This window comes from Allobosea sp. TAB14 (assembly GCF_052113865.1).
Classification (GTDB): Bacteria; Pseudomonadota; Alphaproteobacteria; order Rhizobiales; family Beijerinckiaceae; genus Allobosea; species Allobosea spartocytisi.
In genome coordinates this window covers 1-17892 of sequence record NZ_JBFRDQ010000073.1, presented here as the reverse complement: position 1 = coordinate 17892, position 17892 = coordinate 1, and the positions used below count along the sequence as shown (strand labels likewise).

20 protein-coding genes are annotated in these 17892 nt (G+C 66.2%); 7 read left to right on the top strand and 13 right to left on the bottom strand.

Annotated features, from left to right (window positions below; genetic code table 11):
* The first annotated feature begins 38 nt into the window (after positions 1-38).
* Complete coding sequence (efp, locus tag AB4Y99_RS13070) at positions 39-608, top strand: elongation factor P (RefSeq protein ID WP_038360488.1); 570 nt, start codon at positions 39-41, stop codon at positions 606-608.
* Between the two features lie 91 nt (positions 609-699).
* Complete coding sequence (locus tag AB4Y99_RS13065; protein WP_441523614.1) at positions 700-1218, top strand: DUF1993 domain-containing protein; 519 nt, start codon at positions 700-702, stop codon at positions 1216-1218.
* Positions 1219-1564: 346 nt separating this feature from the next.
* Here AB4Y99_RS13065 and AB4Y99_RS13060 read toward each other — a convergent pair whose 3' ends face one another.
* The 10 genes from AB4Y99_RS13060 to AB4Y99_RS13015 form a co-directional block, all read right to left on the bottom strand.
* Entirely contained in the window at positions 1565-2215 is a 651-nt protein-coding gene (locus AB4Y99_RS13060; RefSeq protein ID WP_038362154.1) for an MBL fold metallo-hydrolase, read from the bottom strand.
* A gap of 152 nt (positions 2216-2367) precedes the next feature.
* The gene (locus AB4Y99_RS13055; protein WP_441523613.1) at positions 2368-2694 is read right to left on the bottom strand and encodes a hypothetical protein; all 327 of its coding nucleotides are present in this window, start codon (positions 2692-2694) and stop codon (positions 2368-2370) included.
* On the bottom strand, positions 2691-4307 hold the full coding sequence (locus tag AB4Y99_RS13050; protein ID WP_441523612.1) for a fumarate hydratase: 1617 nt from the start codon (positions 4305-4307) through the stop codon (positions 2691-2693). Before AB4Y99_RS13050 ends, AB4Y99_RS13055 begins: the two co-directional genes overlap by 4 nt.
* Positions 4308-4440: 133 nt before the next feature.
* Positions 4441-4902, bottom strand: coding sequence for a PTS IIA-like nitrogen regulatory protein PtsN (ptsN, locus tag AB4Y99_RS13045; RefSeq protein ID WP_038360476.1), 462 nt, complete (start codon positions 4900-4902; stop codon positions 4441-4443).
* An 86-nt stretch (positions 4903-4988) separates the two neighbouring features.
* Positions 4989-5573: a ribosome hibernation-promoting factor, HPF/YfiA family gene (hpf, locus tag AB4Y99_RS13040; RefSeq protein ID WP_441523611.1), complete on the bottom strand. Its 585-nt coding sequence runs from the start codon at positions 5571-5573 to the stop codon at positions 4989-4991.
* Positions 5574-5702: 129 nt separating this feature from the next.
* Entirely contained in the window at positions 5703-7232 is a 1530-nt protein-coding gene (rpoN, locus tag AB4Y99_RS13035; RefSeq protein WP_113254246.1) for an RNA polymerase factor sigma-54, read from the bottom strand.
* Positions 7233-7396: 164 nt separating this feature from the next.
* Positions 7397-8203, bottom strand: a complete 807-nt coding sequence (lptB, locus tag AB4Y99_RS13030) for an LPS export ABC transporter ATP-binding protein (RefSeq protein WP_051987640.1) — start codon at positions 8201-8203, stop codon at positions 7397-7399.
* A gap of 84 nt (positions 8204-8287) precedes the next feature.
* On the bottom strand, positions 8288-9019 hold the full coding sequence (locus tag AB4Y99_RS13025) for an LptA/OstA family protein (RefSeq protein WP_051987639.1): 732 nt from the start codon (positions 9017-9019) through the stop codon (positions 8288-8290).
* A gap of 22 nt (positions 9020-9041) precedes the next feature.
* Positions 9042-9791 (bottom strand): LPS export ABC transporter periplasmic protein LptC, encoded by a 750-nt coding sequence (gene lptC, locus AB4Y99_RS13020; RefSeq protein ID WP_051987638.1) that lies wholly within the window; start codon positions 9789-9791, stop codon positions 9042-9044.
* A 154-nt stretch (positions 9792-9945) separates the two neighbouring features.
* On the bottom strand, positions 9946-10560 hold the full coding sequence (locus AB4Y99_RS13015) for a ribonuclease D (RefSeq protein ID WP_441523610.1): 615 nt from the start codon (positions 10558-10560) through the stop codon (positions 9946-9948).
* A 245-nt stretch (positions 10561-10805) separates the two neighbouring features.
* On the opposite strand from AB4Y99_RS13015, the gene AB4Y99_RS13010 reads away from it, so the two are divergent.
* The 3 genes from AB4Y99_RS13010 to AB4Y99_RS13000 all read left to right on the top strand — a co-directional run bounded on the left by AB4Y99_RS13010 (position 10806) and on the right by AB4Y99_RS13000 (position 12677).
* Entirely contained in the window at positions 10806-11237 is a 432-nt protein-coding gene (locus tag AB4Y99_RS13010; RefSeq protein WP_038360466.1) for a DUF805 domain-containing protein, read from the top strand.
* Entirely contained in the window at positions 11218-12030 is an 813-nt protein-coding gene (locus tag AB4Y99_RS13005) for a M20/M25/M40 family metallo-hydrolase (protein ID WP_441523609.1), read from the top strand. Before AB4Y99_RS13010 ends, AB4Y99_RS13005 begins: the two co-directional genes overlap by 20 nt.
* Before the next feature lie 65 nt (positions 12031-12095).
* Complete coding sequence (locus tag AB4Y99_RS13000; protein ID WP_441523608.1) at positions 12096-12677, top strand: hypothetical protein; 582 nt, start codon at positions 12096-12098, stop codon at positions 12675-12677.
* 122 nt (positions 12678-12799) lie between these two features.
* On the opposite strand, the gene truA is transcribed toward AB4Y99_RS13000, so the two are convergent.
* The 3 genes from truA to def form a co-directional block, all read right to left on the bottom strand.
* Positions 12800-13540, bottom strand: a complete 741-nt coding sequence (gene truA / locus AB4Y99_RS12995) for a tRNA pseudouridine(38-40) synthase TruA (protein WP_441523607.1) — start codon at positions 13538-13540, stop codon at positions 12800-12802.
* Between the two features lie 74 nt (positions 13541-13614).
* Positions 13615-14544, bottom strand: a complete 930-nt coding sequence (gene fmt / locus AB4Y99_RS12990) for a methionyl-tRNA formyltransferase (RefSeq protein WP_441523606.1) — start codon at positions 14542-14544, stop codon at positions 13615-13617.
* Positions 14545-14724: 180 nt separating this feature from the next.
* Complete coding sequence (def, locus tag AB4Y99_RS12985; protein ID WP_133562553.1) at positions 14725-15261, bottom strand: peptide deformylase; 537 nt, start codon at positions 15259-15261, stop codon at positions 14725-14727.
* Positions 15262-15374: 113 nt separating this feature from the next.
* On the opposite strand from def, the gene AB4Y99_RS12980 reads away from it, so the two are divergent.
* Both AB4Y99_RS12980 and AB4Y99_RS12975 read left to right on the top strand, forming a co-directional pair.
* The gene (locus tag AB4Y99_RS12980) at positions 15375-16559 is read left to right on the top strand and encodes a DNA recombination protein RmuC (RefSeq protein WP_441523605.1); all 1185 of its coding nucleotides are present in this window, start codon (positions 15375-15377) and stop codon (positions 16557-16559) included.
* A 360-nt stretch (positions 16560-16919) separates the two neighbouring features.
* Positions 16920-17892 (top strand): MCP four helix bundle domain-containing protein (locus AB4Y99_RS12975; RefSeq protein ID WP_441523604.1); only part of this gene is annotated, 973 nt, incomplete at its 3' end.

Below are 17892 nucleotides of genomic sequence, written 5' to 3'. Positions count from 1 at the left end.
ATTCGCGCGGGCGCGCCGCGCACCAGAAGGACATTCACGTGGTCAAGGTCATCGCCTCTTCCGTCCGCAAGGGCAACGTCCTCGAGCTCGACGGGCATCTCTGCACCGTCATCTCGGCCGAGAGCTTCTTTCCCGGCAAGGGCACCCCGACGACGCAGATCGACATGCGCCGCATCGCCGACGGCGTGAAGATGACGCAGCGCTACAAGACGACCGAGCAGGTCGAGCGCGCCTATGTCGAGGACCGCGACTTCACCTATCTCTACCAGGACGGCGAGCAGTACGTCTTCATGAACCCGGAGACCTACGACCAGATCCATGTCGACAAGGACGTGGTCGGCGATGCCGCTCCCTATCTCCAGGAGAACATGAAGGTCTCGCTCTCGGTGTTCGAGGACAAGGCCGTCGCGATCGAATTGCCGCAGCGCGTCACGCTCGAAGTCGTCGAGACCGAGCCGGTGACCAAGGGCCAGACCGCCTCCTCCTCCTACAAGCCGGCGATCCTCTCCAACGGCGTGCGCAGCGCCGTGCCGCCGCATGTCGGCGTCGGCACCCGCGTCGTCGTGATGACGGCCGACGGCTCTTATGTCGAGCGCGCGAAGGATTGATCTGCTGGCGCAGAGCGCCGTGGAAAATTCTGCTCTATAGCTTTACGCAACGGGCCCTTTCCGGGCCCGTTGTCGTTTCCCGAGGATATCCATGCCGCTCACAGTCCAGGCCGCCGCCCTTTCCGGCTTCGTGCAGACGCTCAAGGCGCTCGACGCCATTCTCGACAAGGCCGCGGAACAGGCGGAGAGCCGCAAGATCCAGCCGGAGGTGCTGCTGAGCGCCCGGCTCGCGCCGGACATGCTGGCCTTCACCCGCCAGATCCAGCTCTGCTGCGATTTCGCCAAGAACGCGGTCGCGCGCCTTTCGGGCGGCGAGAACCCGCGCTTCCCCGATGAGGAAAAGAGCTTCCCGGAGCTGAAGGAGCGCATCGCCAAGACGCTGGCCTTCATCAATGCGGCCGACGGCGCGGCGCTCGATGCAGGCCTCACCCGCGAGGTCACCTTCCCGCGCGGCCCCTCCGCGACGGCGACGATGACCGGCGTGGCCTATCTCTCCTGCTTCGCCATCCCGAACTTCTATTTCCACGCCACGACCGCCTACGACATCCTGCGGCAGAACGGCTTCYAGATCGGCAAGCAGGACTTCCTGAAGGGTGTATTCGAGGCCTGATCGCATCTTTTGCGAGTGGCCTTGAAATAGCCTTGTTAGCCTCCCATATAGGGATCATGACGGTGTTGAAGGCGGCTCTGCTGCTTTCCATTGTCGGTGAAGACGGCCATGGGCCGAACGTTTGACGCCGGATGTACGCGCACCCGTTCAGGACATGGCCGTTGGTTCATTCCGAGGCCCGTAGCGGATATCCGCTGCGGGTCTTTTCGTTTCCAGGGTCCGGTTTCCTGCGGGAAATGCTCCGTCATGGTCTGGCTTGTGCCGACCAACCACGTCTTCCCTCGTCGAAGGCCATGTCTAGGACGTCGACGCTCGCCACAAGGACGAGCCTCCACGTCGCAGTCTTTCACCCCTGCAAGAACGGATTGTTCCGGCGCTCCTCGCCCAGCGTGCTGGCCGGGCCGTGGCCGGGTAGGAACTGCACGTCGTCACCGAGCGGCAGGAGCTTCGTCTTGATGCCGGCAATCAGCGCCGTGTGATCGCCATAAGGGAAATCGGTGCGGCCAACCGAGCCGGCAAAGACCGTGTCGCCCGCCAGCAGGAAGCGCAGGTCTTTCTGGAAGAAGGTGACATGGCCGGGCGAATGGCCCGGCACATGCGCGACCTCGAAGGTCAGATCGCCCAGCGAAACCGTGTCGCCATCCTTCAGCCAGCGCGTCGGCACGACCGCCTTCATGTCCAGAATGTCGAAGCGCAGCCCCTGCTCGGGCAAGCCGTCGAGCAGGAACTTGTCACCCTCATGCGGACCGACGATCGGGACCGACAACGCCTCGGCCAGCTCCGTCGCGCCGCCGGCATGGTCGAGATGGCCATGGGTGAGCCAGATCGCGACCGGCGTCACGCCGAGCTCCTTGACCGCCTCCTTGAGACGCGGCACGTCGCCACCCGGATCGACGATGGCGGCCTGCTTCGTCTTCGTGTCCCAGACGATCGAGCAATTCTGCTGGAACGGCGTCACTTGCAGGACGGCGATCTGGAGCGGCGGCTGGTCGGTCATGGGAAGCCTTTCGATCATTCGGGAAGGTTCCTACCACGTCATGACGTCATTGCGAGCGCAGCGAAGCAATCCAGGAAGACTGGGTTGAACCGTCCTTCCCAGTCCCCCTGGATTGCTTTCGTCGCTGCGCTTCTCGCAATGACGCGCAGGCCTCACCGCCCGCCGCAGCGATTGGCGACGAGCGCGCGGTAGTTGACCAGCTCGGAATCCATCTCCGCGATATTGCGCTCGCGCTCGGCGCCACCCTGGCAGGTGGCGAAGATGGCCCGCGACTTCTGCAGATAGACGATATGCTCGCGATAGGCCCGGCACTGGGTCGCCGGGTCCGCACTGGCCACGGCGGCGAGCCGGGTCTGCTGCTGACGGAAGCCGGCCTCGTTCTGGAACAGGTCGCGCGAGCAGGTCGCGGGGCGCGGCTGCTGGGCCAAGGCAGGACCGGCCAGCAGCACCGCCAAGGCGAGCGAAAGCGAAAGCCTCATCCGAGGTTCAGCTCCTTGAAGAAGTCGTTGCCCTTGTCGTCGATGACGATGAAGGCGGGGAAATCCTCGACCTCGATCTTCCAGACCGCTTCCATGCCGAGCTCGGGATATTCGAGCACCTCGACCTTGCGGATGCAGTCCTGCGCGAGACGCGCCGCTGGGCCGCCGATCGAGCCGAGATAGAAGCCGCCATGGGCCTTGCAGGCCTCGCGCACCGCCGCCGAGCGGTTGCCCTTGGCGAGCATSACCATCGARCCRCCGAAGGACTGGAACTGRTCGACGAAGGAATCCATGCGRCCSGCCGTSGTCGGRCCGAAGGAGCCCGAAGCGAAGCCTTCCGGCGTCTTGGCCGGGCCGGCGTAATAGACCGGGTGGTTCTTGAAATAGTCGGGCATGCCCTCGCCGCGCTCCAGCCGCTCGCGGATCTTGGCATGGGCGAGGTCGCGGGCGACGACGATGGTGCCGGTCAGCGAGAGCCGCGTCTTCACCGGGTGCTTCGACAGCGTGGCGAGGATCTCGCTCATCGGCTGGTTGAGATCGATCCTGACGACATCGCCGCCGAGCGCGGCTTCGTCGATATCCGGCAGGTATTTCGAGGGATCGGTCTCCAGAGCTTCCAGGAAGATGCCGTCCTTGGTGATCTTGCCCTTGGCCTGGCGGTCGGCAGAGCAGGAGACGCCGAGCCCGATCGGCAGCGAGGCACCGTGGCGCGGCAGGCGGATGACGCGGACGTCATGGCAGAAATACTTGCCGCCGAACTGTGCGCCGACGCCGAGCGCCTGCGTCATCTTATGGACCTCTTCCTCCATCTCGAGGTCGCGGAAGGCATGGCCCGAGGGCGAACCCTTCGTCGGCAGCGCGTCGAGATATTTGGTCGAGGCGAGCTTCACCGTCTTGAGGTTCTGCTCGGCCGAGGTGCCGCCGATGACGATGGCGAGATGATAGGGCGGGCAGGCCGCGGTGCCGAGCGTCAGGATCTTCTCCTTCAGGAACGCCATCATGCGGTCCTTGGTGAGAAGCGAGGGCGTCGCCTGGTAGAGGAACGTCTTGTTGGCCGAGCCGCCGCCCTTGCAGACGAAGAGGAATTTGTAGGCATCCTCGCCCTCGGCATAGATGTCGATCTGCGCCGGCAGGTTGGTCGCGGTGTTCTTCTCCTCGAACATGGAGAGCGGCGCGAGCTGGGAATAGCGCAGGTTGCGCTTGAAATAGGCGTCGGCAACGCCCTCGCCCAGCGCGGCCTCGTCGTCGCCATCGGTCCAGACCTTGCGGCCCTTCTTGCCCATGATGATGGCCGTGCCGGTGTCCTGGCACATCGGCAGCACGCCGCCGGCGGCGATATTGGCGTTCTTCAGCAGGTCATAGGCGACGAACTTGTCGTTCGAGGTCGCCTCGGGGTCGTCCAGGATCTTGCCGAGCTGGGCGAGATGGCCGGGGCGCAGCAGATGGTTGATGTCGATGAAGGCCTGCTCGGAGAGCTGGCGGATCGCCTCGCGCGAGACGCTGAGCACCTCACGGTCGCCGATCTTCTCGACACTGACGCCCTCGCTGCCGAGCTTGCGGTAAGGCGTTTCGTCTTCGCCGAGCGGAAAGAGATCAACATGCGTATAGGCCATGGCCAGCGGCTCCGAAGCAGGATGCGCCGCGCGCGTGACTCAGGGCTGGCGCGACGCCGGTCTGGCCGGCGTCATAGCGGCTCGGGCGTTCGCGTCCAAGCAGTCTTTAGCAACTCTAGACTGGGCGCGCTGTTCAAGCCGCCTGAGCGGCCGACTCGGCCAGCACCGCGTAGATCGCCGCGGGATCGCGGATCTTGCGGACCTGCTCCAGAACCGACTGGTTGCGCAGCACGCGGGCGACGCGCGCCAGCGCCTTGAGATGGTCGGCGCCGGCCCCTTCGGGCGCGATCAGCACGAAGATAATGTCCACCGGCTGACCGTCGAGGGCCTCGAAGTCGATCGGCTTGTCCGCTCGCGCGAACAGGCCGACCAGGCGGTCGATTCCCGCCATGCGACCATGGGGTATCGCGATGCCGTCACCGATGCCGGTGGAGCCGAGGCGCTCGCGTTGGAGCAGGGCCTCGAAGAGTTCCCGCTCGGGCAGGCCGGTCAGCGTCGCGGCGTGCTGGGCAAGCTCCTGCAGCGCCTGCTTCTTGCCGTTGGCCCGCAGCGGCGAAATCACCGCGGCGGGGCTCAGGAGATCGGTCAGCGTCATTCGCCCGTCCATGCATGTCCCGTGCCGCTCTTGAACGCGTCGGCCTGGGTCGGGGTTCGACGACCGGTGCGATTATTCCGCCGGCCTCAGGACAACGATGCCGGCGGGTCGATCCAGCCGATGTTACCGTCGCGGCGGCGATATACGATGTTCATGCGACCATTGCCAGCATGGCGGAAGACGATGACCGGCGCGCCGGTGAGGTCGAGCTCCGCCACCGCATCGCCCACGGTCAGGCTGAGCAGGGATTTGGTCGATTCCGCAACGATAACCGGGTTGTCGGCACCCGCATCGCCGCTGATCTCCTCGACATCGTCGTCCGGCGCCGCGATCACATAGCTGGGGATTTCGATGCCGGCATCGCGGCCATTGGCGGCGGTGCGGTCCTTCAGCCGGCGCTTGTAGCGTCGCAGCCGCTTCTCGATGCGCTCGGCCATCTTGTCGAGGCTGGCATAGGCATCATGGGCGGTGGCGGAGGCTTCCAGCGTGATCCCGGAGGAGAGGTGAATGACCGTGTCGGTGCGAAAGGCCGTACCGTCCTTGTCGACGGTGACGTGCCCTTGATAKCCGCCCTCGTAATAYTTGCTGASGGCSGCRGCSACSCGCWCCTCGGCCTGGCCSCGCAGGGCCTCGCCGACATCGAGATTCTTGCCGGAGATTCGCARGCTCATGGAGTGCTTCCCCTTGTTAGCCATGGCCAGTGTTCGACCATCCAGAGGAGCTAAGGACTGCGAGTCCGGGATGTCAATGAGCGAAGCCCCGCATGGCGCACATGCCGCAAGGCTTTGGAACAAAATCGCTCAACGGCCTCCCAGCGCCATCGCGACCTTTTCCCGGCGGCGCTCCATCGAGGAAGGGATTCTGAGCGATTCGCGGTATTTCGCGACGGTGCGCCGGGCGATGTCGATGCCGCCGTCCTTGAGCCTGGCGACGATGGCGTCGTCCGAGAGCACCGCGGAGGGGCTTTCCTCGTCGATCATCTGCTTGATGCGGAAGCGGACCGCCTCGGCCGAATGCGCCTCGCCATAGCCCGTCGCGGCGATCGCGGCGGAGAAGAAATACTTCATCTCGAAGACGCCGCGCGAACAGGTCAGGTATTTGTTCGAGGTGACGCGCGAGACAGTCGATTCGTGCATGCCGATGGCGTCGGCGACCGTCTTGAGGTTGAGCGGGCGCAGATGCTCGACGCCATGGGCGAAGAAGCCATCCTGCTGGCGGACGATCTCGCTGGCGACCTTCAGGATCGTGCGGGCCCGCTGCTCGAGCGAGCGGGTCAGCCAATTGGCGGTCTGCAGGCATTCCGCGATGAAGGCGCGATCCTGGTCGCTGCGCGCCGATTTGGAGACGCGCGCATGATAGGTCTGGTTGACCAGCAGGCGCGGCAGGGTCTCCGGGTTGAGATCGACGAGCCAGGAGCCGTCCGGCGCGGCGCGGATGAAGACATCCGGCACCACCGTCTCCGCCGCCGAGCCGCCGAAGCCGCGGCCGGGCTTGGGATCGAGCCGGCGGATCTCCGCGACCATGTCGGCGACATCCTCGTCATCGACGCCGCAGATCCGCTTCAGCGCCGCGAAATCGCGCTTGGCCACGAGGTGGAGATTGGCGACCAGCATCTGCATGGCGGGGTCGAAGCGGTCGCGGTCGCGCAGCTGGATCGCCAGGCACTCCGCGACGTCGCGCGCCGCCACGCCGGAGGGGTCGAAGCTCTGGACGATGCGCAGCACGGCTTCCACCCGCTCGACGCCGACGCCGAGGCGTTCCGCGATCTCCGCGACCGGCTCGGTGAGATAGCCGCTATCGTCGACCGCATCGATGAGATGGCGGCCGATGATCCGCTCGGCCGGAGCATCGACGGCGAGGTCGAGCTGGGCGCTCAGATGGTCGTGCAGGGACAATTCGGCCGTCAGGCTGCTTTCGAAGCCGTCGGGACCATCCTCGAAGGAACCGCCGGAGGAGCCGTAGCTGCCGCCGACGATCGGCAGGCTGTCGGCGCCGCTGGCTTCGCTGCGCGCCAGGCTCGGCTGCTCGCCCTGGAAGACGTTGTCGAGACTGGTGCCGAGGCGCCCTTCCATGCCCTCCAGCGTGTTCAGGCTCTCCGCCCGCGCGAAGCTCTCGGCATCCGCAGCGAGCGCCCCCTCGGCGCCATTCGCCTCCGCCGGCACATCCGCCCCGTCGTCGCGCTCCAGCAGCGGATTSCGCTCCAGCTCRCCCTCGACRAARTTCTGRAGTTCGAGATGCGARAGYTGSAGRAGCTTGATCGCCTGCAGMAGCTGCGGCGTCATCACCAGGGATTGCCCCTGGCGCAATTCCATGCGCGGCATCATCGCCATGCGCGAAAGGCCCTTCTGCGACGGCGCGCCAGCGGCACGCTTCTTGCTTTCGAGAAAGACCCTAGCGCCCGATCACGCCGACGTCAAAGGCCTTGCCGACGAAACGGGCAAGCCGGTTAATGCGGCGCAGCATTATTCCGCAATCGCGAACAAGACGGCACCGCTCAGAGGCGGAAATCCTCGCCGAGATAGACACGGCGGACATCGGGATTGGCAATGATCTCGGCCGGCGAGCCTTCGGTGAGCACGCGGCCGGTGTGAATGATATAGGCGCGGTCGACCAGCCCGAGCGTCTCGCGGACATTGTGATCGGTGATCAGCACGCCGATGCCGCGATCGGTCAATTGCCGCACCAGCGCCTGGATGTCGCCGACCGCGATCGGGTCGATACCCGCGAAGGGCTCGTCGAGCAGAATGAAGGAGGGCTTGCCGGCCAGCGCGCGGGCGATCTCGCAGCGGCGACGCTCGCCGCCCGAAAGCGCGATCGAGGGCGCCTTGCGCAGGCGCGCGATGCTGAACTCGTCGAGGAGTTGGTCGAGCTGGCGCTCACGCGCCTTGCGGTCGGGCTCGACCACCTCCAGCACCGCCCGGATGTTGTTCTCCACGGAGAGCCCCCGGAAGATCGAGGCTTCCTGCGGCAGGTAGCCGATGCCGAGACGGGCGCGCTGATACATCGGCAGGGCGGTGATGTCGTTGCCCTCGAGCGAGATGACGCCGAGATCGGCCCCGACCAGCCCGGTGATCATGTAGAAGATCGTGGTCTTGCCGGCGCCGTTGGGGCCGAGCAGACCGACCGCCTCGCCCTGGCGCAGATAGAGGCTGGCATCGCTGACGACGGTGCGCCCGCCATAGGTCTTGCGCAGGCCGCTGACAGCGAGGATGCCCGGGCCGCCGATCGCGGCCGCGATCAGGCCGGGACGGTCCTGCCGCTCCTGCGAACGGCCGCCGAACAGGCCGCGCAGCCGCGCCATCGCGCCACCGCTGCGCGGACGGGTGGATTTGCGCGCCGGTGCGGCGGCGGGACGGGCGTCGGAAACGGTCACGAGGCAGCCGGATCAGTTGGTGGGAGGCTTGGCGGCCGCACCGGCGGCGGGCTTGGCGCCCGGCTTGGCCGCGTCGGTCTTGTTGGCGTCGGCCGAGTTCGGCACGAAGAAGCCCTGCACGCGCCCGCCCTTGTTGGTTTCGACATTGGCGACGCCGGTCACCGTATTGTAGGTCAGCTTCTCGCCGCGGGTGATGTTCGGCCCATCGTTCAGCGCGACATTGCCGGTCATGATCACCAGATTGTTGGCGCGGTCGAATTCGGCATTGTCGGAGGTGGCGGCCTGCGTCTTCGAGACAACGGTGACCGGCCCCTTGCAGAGGATGCGCTTGATCGAGCTGTCATTGGCCGGATCCTTGCCGCCGGCCGCGGCCGGCGTCTGTGCCGGCGCCGGGGTGGCCCCCTTGGCGGCAGCAGCRCCCTGCCCGCCGCGCCCTTCATAGAGCACGGTCATCACGGTGCAGCGTACGGTGGTCTCGCCCTGCACGGCAACGACATTGCCGGTGAAGACCGCCTTGTTCTCCTTGTCGAGCACGTCGAGCTTGTCGGCGTCGATCTTGATCGGCTCCTTGCTGTCGCCGCCAAGGCCGCCGAGCGGCGACGAGGCATTGCCTCCCCTCTGCTTGGGCTGGGCCTGGGCAAAACCATCCTGCTGGGTCGCCAAAAGCGCGAGGCCGGTCACCGCCAGCAGCGTGGCGACCCGGCCGGCACGCATGAAACGGAACGTCTGCGCCGGCGCTCTCATATCACTGCCTCTTTTCGTTGCTTTACGGAGCCGCAGAGTCTGCGGGAGCCGTCCGATTCGCCTTCAACAATTCCGGCATCGGCGTGCTGCCCGCGCGCTCCGGTCCGGCGATCGTCCCGGCGGGAGCATTCTTGATCAGCACGCGGACCCGTCCTTCGAAGGCGATCAGCTCTCCGTTGTTCTTCACGTCGAGCGTGTTCGCGTCAACCGTCGTCTGATCCATATGGACGGTCACCGGCTCTCTCGAGGCGACCGTTCCGGCCTTGAAGTCGACATCGGCGGTTCTCATGCTCATGTCATGGCCGCTTTCGGTGCGGATCTTGACGTCGTCGATGAGCTTGAGCTTCTCCTTCTGCGTGTCGAACAGCCCGGTCTTCGCATTCACCGTGACCCAGCCCTCGCGCTCCATCTGGATGCGGGCGATAACCGCCTGCAGCTCGACCTGCGTCGGGTTCTTGATCTCCTGGAAGGCGTTCTCCGCGGTGACCTGATAGGGCCGGTTGTCCTTGCGATAGCCGGAGAGCTTCGGCGTCTCCATCCGGACCTTGCCGCCGGTGATGCCGACCGCGCCGATCGAGACATTCGCGAGCTTGCCACCCAGCGGGTTGAGGAAAGGCACGATCACCAGCCCCAGCACCGAGACGACGGCCACGACCGGGATGGCGCGGCGCAGCAGGCGGACGAGGCGGGTGTGCCGCTGCGCGGCGCTGAAGGCCCGCTGCCGGCGCAGCATATGTGCCGACAGCCCGCCCGTCGGGTTATTGAAGGTCATTGCCACAGTCATGCCCCGCGCAATGGCAGTCGCTCACGGCTTTTTCGTGTCGCCGGACGAACTGCATCGCGCCCCCGCGCTGCCCGCCCTGTCGGAAGGAGCGGGACAAGACCCCCGCTCGCGCGCAGACTGACGCAGAAAGCCTTAGAAATTGTCAAGTGTGAGCGAAGATGTCCGTCTCCGCCCAGCCGGCGAGATCAAGCTCGGCACGGTAGGGCAGGAAGTCGAAACACGCTTTCGCGAGGTCAGCGCGCCCATCCCGCGCCAGCATCGCGTCGAGCTTCTGATGCAGGGCGTGGAGATGCAGCACATCGGAGGCGGCATAGGCGAGCTGGGCTTCGCTCAACGTATCCGCCCCCCAGTCGGAGGATTGCTGCTGCTTCGACAATTCGACCCCGAGCAACTCGCGCACGAGATCCTTCAGCCCGTGACGGTCGGTATAGGTGCGGGTCAGCTTCGAGGCGATCTTGGTGCAGTAGACCGGGGTGGTGACCACGCCGAAGGCGTGACGCAGCACGGCAACGTCGAAACGGGCGAAGTGGAAGAGCTTCAGCACCGCCGGATCCTCCAGCAGGCGGACCAGATTCTTCGGCCGCCCCGGATTCTTCGGGATCTGCACGACATCGGCGGTGCCGTCGCCACGCGAAAGCTGCACGACGCAGAGCCGGTCGCGATGCGGGTTGAGGCCGAGCGTCTCGGTGTCGATCGCGATGCTCGTACCGGCGTCGTAGCCGTCCGGCAGGTCGCCGCGATGGAAACGGATGGTCATGCTCGCAACCTCACTCGTCCGGCAGCGGCGGCCGGCACGTCAACGCACGCTCGATTCGGCAGGACGGCCTGGGAACGACGCTCCCGGATCCTGCGCCATATCTTTCCGCAGCTAGCCGCCCGCCTCGCCCCGTTCAAGCCTTTTCTGAGGCCGAACAAGGATTTGGGCCGGTGTTAACCTTTTATTCACCATAAGCTTCATTCCGCGGCGCAAGCATGCGACAAGAGGGCAACGGAGCCCGACACATGCCCCTGATCCGCCTCTTCACCGATCTCGACGGCCGCATCGGCCTGCGGGCCTTCTGGTTCGGCACCGCGGCGGTGGCGCTCTCGCTGTTCGTGATCCAGCGGCTCGCGCCGCAACTGGCCGCTCCCGCTACGGCGGCGGCCATCATCGCCTTCGCCAAGTCCTTCGCCCTGTTTCCCTGGTGTGCGCTGGCCGCCAAGCGCGCCAAGGATCGCGGCGGCTCTTCCCTGTTCGGCATCCTGCTGATCTGCGCGATCGTCATGCCGGAGCTTATGCTTCCTCATGTTCCGTTCGGCTGGCGGCCATCGCTGGAAGCGATCGGCACCATCGCCTGGGTCGTCGCCTTCATCGATCTCGGCCTGATGCCTTCCGCGCATCAGGACGAAACCGGGCTTGCGACTGTCGTGCTGGGTGCTAAAGCGGCGGAATGACCGCCGACTCCACAGCCGCCCTTCCCTCGCTCGATTTCGATCCGACCGATCCGGTCGCGCTGACGCAGGCGCTGGTGCGCTGCCCCTCCGTGACGCCAGCCGAAGGCGGCGCGCTCTCGCTGCTCGCCGCGGTCCTGTCGGCGGAAGGCTATGGCGTGCATCGCCCGGTCTTCAGCGAGCCGGACATGCCGGATATCGAGAATTTCTACGCGCGGATCGGCAGCGAGGCCCCGGTCTTCGTCATCGCCGGGCATACCGATGTCGTGCCGGTCGGCGACGAAGCCGCCTGGAGCCGCGCGCCCTTCGGAGCCGAGATCCAGACCCGAGCAATCTCGAGGTGACGACGCTCGATGTCGGCAATCCCGCGACGAACATCATCCCGGCACAGGCGAAGGCCGTCTTCAACATCCGCTTCAACGATACCTGGACGCCGGAGACGCTCGCCAACGAGATCGAGCACCGTTTGCGCGAGGCGGCCGGCAATACGGTGCGCTTCGCGGTGACGTTCCGGCCGACGAATTCGGTCGCCTTCCTGACCGAGCCCGGCCCCTTCGTCGCGATGGTCGCAGATGCGGTCGAGGCCGAGACCGGCAAGCGCCCGGCGCTCTCGACGACCGGCGGCACCTCGGACGCCCGTTTCATCAAGAGCTATTGCCCGGTGGTCGAGTATGGCGTCGTCGGCAAGACGATGCACCAGATCGACGAATGCGTCGCCGTTTCGGACCTGGTCGCTCTCGAGCGGATCACGCATCGGCTGCTCGCCACTTATTTTGCAACGCAACATAAGGCTTGACCTGCCGGCAAAGCGCCTCATTATTGGCTTAGACGAAAGTCTAAGACCACATGATGAGGTTCGCGATGAGGCTCGATGCCGATGACGTCGCGCGTTCACTGCGCGGCTCCTGGCGCCTGATGACGAAGGGCGCGGATGCGCTCCCCGAACTCGATCTCAGCCGTGACGGCTTCTGGCGCTCCTTCCTCGCCTTCGCGCTGATGCTGCCCGCGACAGTGGCGATGCTCGCGGCCATGCGGCTGGCGGCCGGGCTCAGCAATGCCGGCGGCCTGTTCGGCGCGCCCGGGCTCGCGCTTGCCGTCGTCGGGGCGCTGTCGCTGGCCATCCTGGTCGTGCCGGCCTTCCTGATCCTGATCCGGCCGGAGCTGGCGCAGGCACCGCGCTTTACCAGCTTCGTGATCGCCTGGAACTGGGCCGGCATCGTCTCCGCCAGCCTGATGGCCGTGCCGGCCGCGGTCTACGCTGTCGGCTGGGCGCCCGCCACGCTCGCGCTGGTGCAATCGGCCTTCTTCGCCGCGATCGTGCTCAGGCTGCGCTATTGCGTGGCGCGCGCCGCCTTCGRCGCCGGCAACGGCATCGCGCTGCCGCTGGTCATCGCCAGCGTGGTGCTGGATTACGGGGTGGTCCGGGCCTTCGGCCTGATCTAAGGCCGCGACGTGGTTCTCGGCCCCGACCCGAGAGCCTCATGCCGCGTGAGCGATCCGAGCCTCGACATCACGAGATGTGTGGGTCGAGCCCGAGCCTGACGGTCGGGCTGCCGGCGAAGACGTCAGTAGTCCACCCCGGCCAGATAGAGCCCGCAGGACGGCGCCAGCGCCGCACATTGCGAACGATCGCGCGCCGCCAGTACCGCACCCATCTTCCCCTCCGGCCAGCGCCCGGCGCCGACCATCTTCAGGCTGCCGACGATGGAGCGGATCTGATGATGCAGGAAGGAGCGGGCATGGGCGTAGACCACGATCTCGCTGCCCTCGCGCCGGACGTCGAGCCGGTCCAGCGTCCGGATCGGGCTGTTGGCCTGGCATTCGGCGGCGCGGAAGGTGGTGAAGTCGTGCTTGCCGAGCAGGGCCTTGGCAGCGCGGTCCATCGCCTCGTGGTCGAGCTTCACCGGGACGTGCCAGACCCGGCCACGGTCGAGCGCCGGCGGCGCCCGCCGATCGAGCATGCGATAGATGTAGTAGCGGCGCTTCGCCGAGATGCGGGCATCGAAATCATCCGGCACGATCTCGGCGCTGAGCACGCTGACCGGCACCCGCGCCTTCAGCCGGGCGTTGGTGGCGTCGCGCACGACATCGGTGCGCCAGTCCTTGTCGAGATCGACATGGGCGACCTGATGGGTGGCGTGGACGCCGGCATCGGTGCGCCCGGCGCAATGCAGGCGCACGGCATGGCCGCAAAAAGCCTCCACCGCCTCCTCGACGCTCTGCTGCACGGACGGGTCGCTCGCCTGGCGCTGCCAGCCCGAGAACGGCGTGCCGTCATATTCGATGACGAGCTTGTAGCGCGGCATCAGAGCCGGTTACCCAACCGGAGGTCCGCGTCAGCGAACAGTGCGAAGCGGTTTTCGGACAATGGCCTGCTCATTTAAAGCTTGTCGCCGGCCCCGAGCCGGGCGCCGCGCAGGAATTCCGCCCCGCTCATCGGCGCCTTGCCGGCGCGCTGGACCTGAAGGAGCTTCACCGCCCCTTCCGCGCAGGCGACCGTGCCCTCGTCGTCGAGCAGCGTGCCGGGCTCGGCCGCGCCGCCGGCGAGCGCCGAGCGGAGCACCTTGAGACGCTCCGGCCCCTTGCCGAGATCGATCTCGGCAAAGGCGCCCGGAAAGGGCGACAGGCCGCGCACGAGGTCGTGCACCTGCCGGGCCGGCCGGCTCCAGCTCAGCCTCGCCTCGGCATTGGCGATCTTGGCGGCGTAGGTCACGCCCTCCTCCGGCTGCGGCGTGAACTGCAGCCCGCCGCGCCCGAGCGCCGCGAGCGCCCGCACCATCAAGTCGGCGCCGAGGCGGCTGAGCCCATCGTGCAATTCGCCGGCCGTCATGTCGGGGCCGATGGCGAGCGTCTCGACCATGCCGACCGGGCCGGTGTCGAGCCCGGCCTCCATCTTCATCACGCAGACGCCGCTCTCGGCATCGCCGGCCATGATGGCGCGCTGGATCGGCGCGGCGCCGCGCCAGCGCGGCAGCAGCGAGGCATGGAGGTTGAGGCAACCCAGTTCCGGCAGATCGAGGATCGCCTGGGGCAGGATCATGCCATAGGCGACGACGACCGCGACATCGGCTTCATGCGAGGCGATCAGCTCGGCCTGCTCGGCCGTTTTCAGGGTCACGGGCGTGAAGACCGGAATGCCGAAGCGCTCCGCTGCCCTGTGCACCGGCGAGGGCCGCAGCTCCAGCCCACGACCGGCCTGGGCCGGAGCACGGGTGTAGCAGGAGACGACCTCATGCCCCTGCCCGACGATCTCGGTCAGGACCGGCACGGCGAAATCGGGCGTGCCCATGAAGATGACGCGCAAGCTCATACGCTCGACCTTACCTTAAAATCTTCCCCGTCATTCCGGGCATAGCCCCCGGGTCCGATCTTCGATCGGCCCAAGGATAAACTCCGCGGAGAGCCGGAATCCATGCCGGCGCGCCGGAGTCCTTCGATGGATTCCGGATCGGCGCCGCTTCGCGGCTCGTCCGGAATGACGCAGCAGTGATTATGCCGCTGAGCGCTTGGCGGCTTTGGCGAATTTCTTGGTCACACGCTCGCGCTTCAGCCGCGAGAGATGATCGATGAAGAGCACACCGTTGAGATGATCGATCTCGTGCTGCAGGCAGGTGGCGAGAAGGCCATCCGCCGCGATCTCGTGAGTCTTGCCGTCGAGATCCATGTAGCGAACCTTGACCTCGGCCGGGCGCTCGACCTCCTCGTAATATTCGGGGATCGAAAGGCAGCCCTCTTCATACACATTGGTCTCTTCCGAGAACCAGGTGACCTCCGGGTTGATGAAGACCTGCGGCTTCCTCGGTTCCGGCTCCTCGCCCTCCTTCGCCTCCGGCTTCGACAGATCCATCGTCACGACGCGCAACGGCACGCCGATCTGGATCGCGGCGAGACCGATGCCCGGCGCGTCGTACATGGTCTCGAACATGTCCGCGACCAGCGCCTTGATTTCCGGCGTGACGGCCTCGACCGGCTTCGAGGCAAGGCGAAGCTGGGCGTCGGGCAGGATGACGAGCGGACGAATGGGCATGTGGTTCCGAGAGAAAAGGGCTGTTGAGCCCGGGACATAAGCAYTTGTKGGCGGGYGGTCAAACCGTTCCGCTTTCGTTCGCCATCCCGAGCCGAATCGGCTAGGCTTCGCGCATGAACGCGATCGCCTTCACCTTGCTGGAACGCCCCGTGACCTGGGCGGAGGCCGCACTCGGCTTCGGCGGGTTGAGTCTCGCATTGCTGCTGATGACGGCTTTGGCGGCCTGGCGCGGCGGCAGAAGCCGCGCGATCGAGGCTGCGATGGCCGCCGAACGCGCCCGCGAGATGGACGACAAGGTCGCSGAGATGAACCGSMWGCARGCCGAGMTSRCSGGCCGGATGCAGWCGATGGCCGAGATYCTCTCGACCCGGCAGGGCGATCTCGCAAGGCTGATGGCCGAGCGGATGGACGGCCTCGGCCAAAAGGTCGGCCAGGGACTCGAGCAGAGCGTCCGCCAGACCACCGAAAGCCTCGGCAAGCTGCAGGAGCGGCTGGCGGTGATCGACAGCGCCCAGAAGAACCTGACCGACCTCACCTCGGAAGTGGTGACGCTGAAGGACGTGCTCTCCAACAAGCAGGCGCGCGGCGCCTATGGCCAGGGCCGGATGGAAGCGATCATCCGCGACGGTCTGCCCGCCGCCTTCTTCGCCTTCCAGCCGCAGCTCTCGAACGGACGCCGGCCCGACTGCCTCGTCACGCTGCCGGGCGACGGGCGCGGCCTCGTGATCGATGCCAAGTTCCCGCTGGAGAGCTTCACGATGCTGCGCGAGGCGCGCGGCGAGGAGGCGAAGAAGATCGCGGGCCAGCGCGTCCGCAGCGATGTCGGCGTGCATGTGAAGGACATCGCCGAGCGCTATTTCCTGCCCGGCGAGACGCAGGATATCGCGCTGCTCTTCGTGCCGTCGGAATCGATCTATGCCGATCTGCACGAATATTTCGACGATGTCGTGCAGCGGGCGCACCGGGCCCGCGTGATGATCGTCTCGCCCTCGCTGCTGGCGCTGGCGATCCAGCTCATGCAGTCGCTGGTGCGCGATGCGCGGATGCGCGAGGAGGCGCAGGTCATCCAGACCGAGGTCGGCAAGCTGCTCGACGATGTCAGGCGCCTTGGCGAGCGCGTCGACAAGCTCGACACGCATTTCCGGCAGGCGCAGGAGGATGTCGGCCAGATCAAGACCTCTGCCGGCAAGGTCACCAGCCGCGCCGAGAGGATCGGCGCGCTCGATTTCGACGACGAGAAGAGCGAGCCGAAGCTGCCCTTCGCCAAGGGGCTCGAACTGAAGCGGGCCGCGGAGTAGCGCGCTCCCTGCCAGGCAGGGCGGATCCGGCCGACGACGCTAAAGGACCCCAAAGTCAACGCGCCGCCTGCCCCGGATGTCGGCGAGGGCGAGCCAGGGGGACCGCCCACACAACCTGAACGCTCATCCCCAACGTGAATACGCGTATTTGCAAGTAAACGTCGTCACTTTTCCGAAGGGGACATTAGAACAGCCTTAAACTTTATCTGAAAGATCTGGGGCACCGAGAACTCTCAATACAGTCGAGCGCCATGACGCGACCGGGGTATCGCCGATCCATGCCTGGACCATAGGCATCTTTGCGGACCTTCCATCATCGGCACTCCATTGAATGAGCGACGTCTTCCCAGAAGGTCCGTCATGACAATGAGCATCAAGACAAAGCTGGCGGCCGCGCTGGTCGCCCTGGCCCTGTGCGTCCTCGCCATCGGCGCCTGCGGCTATCTGGCCTTGCGATCCGTGACGGAGCGTGTCGACAACGTCGTCCAGAACAATGTCATCCCGATGGAACAGTTGCGTTCCGTCAGCGATATGTATGCCGTCAACGTCGTCGACACGATCTGGAAGGCGCAGAGCAACCAGGTCACCTGGACCAATGCGCTCAAGAGCGTCCAGGACGCGGTCGGGACCATCGACAAGAGCTGGAAGGCCTATCTGCCCAGCATCACCGAGTCCGATGAGAGGCAGCTTGCGGATCAGGCAGCGGCGCTGATGAAGACCGGCGATGTCGCCATCGCCAAGGTCATCGCCATCCTGAAGGATCGTGACGACAGCGCTCTTCGCCTGTTCTCCTCGGACGAACTCTACAAGGCGATGGACCCGATCACGAAAAAGCTCGGCGAGTTGGCCGCGTTGCAGCTCAAGCAGGCGCGCGAGCAGGGAGCACAGGCCCAGTCGACGGCCCATGCCGCGGCCTATCTGCTGCTCGCCGTTGCCGGCGGCGCCCTGCTCCTGGGAGCATTTGCGCTCGCCTTCGTGATCAGCGGCGTCGTGCGGCCGCTCGGCGGCATGACCGCCGCGATGAAACGCCTGGCGGATGGCGAGCAGGACGTCACCGTGCCGAGCGTCGGCCGGCGCGACGAGATCGGCGAGATGGCCGGCGCCCTGCAGATCTTCCAGGAGAACGCGGCAAGGGTCCGTGCCCTGGAAGAACAGGAGCGTGCCGCCGCCGCCGCGCGGCTGGCGCGGGCGCAGTCGATGGAGGCGGTGGTGTCGGATGTCGGCGAGGTGGTCGCGGCGGCGGCGGCCGGCGATTTCTCGGCCCGGCTCCAGATCGACGATGCCGACGAGCAGATGCAGCGGCTGGTCGCCGGCATCAACGAGATCAACAGCG

Excerpts from the sequence above, each read along its gene's own strand:
- AB4Y99_RS13015 (WP_441523610.1), bottom strand. The coding sequence starts at position 10,560 with ATGACCATCCGTTTCCATCGCGGCGACCTGCCGGACGGCTACGACGCC.
- fmt (WP_441523606.1), bottom strand. The coding sequence starts at position 14,544 with ATGAGCTTGCGCGTCATCTTCATGGGCACGCCCGATTTCGCCGTGCCG.
- def (WP_133562553.1), bottom strand. The coding sequence starts at position 15,261 with ATGCCCATTCGTCCGCTCGTCATCCTGCCCGACGCCCAGCTTCGCCTT.
- lptB (WP_051987640.1), bottom strand. The coding sequence starts at position 8,203 with ATGGCGCGGCTGCGCGGCCTGTTCGGCGGCCGTTCGCAGGAGCGGCAG.
- AB4Y99_RS13060 (WP_038362154.1), bottom strand. The coding sequence starts at position 2,215 with ATGACCGACCAGCCGCCGCTCCAGATCGCCGTCCTGCAAGTGACGCCG.
- AB4Y99_RS13010 (WP_038360466.1), top strand. The coding sequence starts at position 10,806 with ATGCCCCTGATCCGCCTCTTCACCGATCTCGACGGCCGCATCGGCCTG.
- lptC (WP_051987638.1), bottom strand. The coding sequence starts at position 9,791 with ATGACCTTCAATAACCCGACGGGCGGGCTGTCGGCACATATGCTGCGC.
- AB4Y99_RS13055 (WP_441523613.1), bottom strand. The coding sequence starts at position 2,694 with ATGAGGCTTTCGCTTTCGCTCGCCTTGGCGGTGCTGCTGGCCGGTCCT.
- ptsN (WP_038360476.1), bottom strand. The coding sequence starts at position 4,902 with ATGACGCTGACCGATCTCCTGAGCCCCGCCGCGGTGATTTCGCCGCTG.
- truA (WP_441523607.1), bottom strand. The coding sequence starts at position 13,540 with ATGCCGCGCTACAAGCTCGTCATCGAATATGACGGCACGCCGTTCTCG.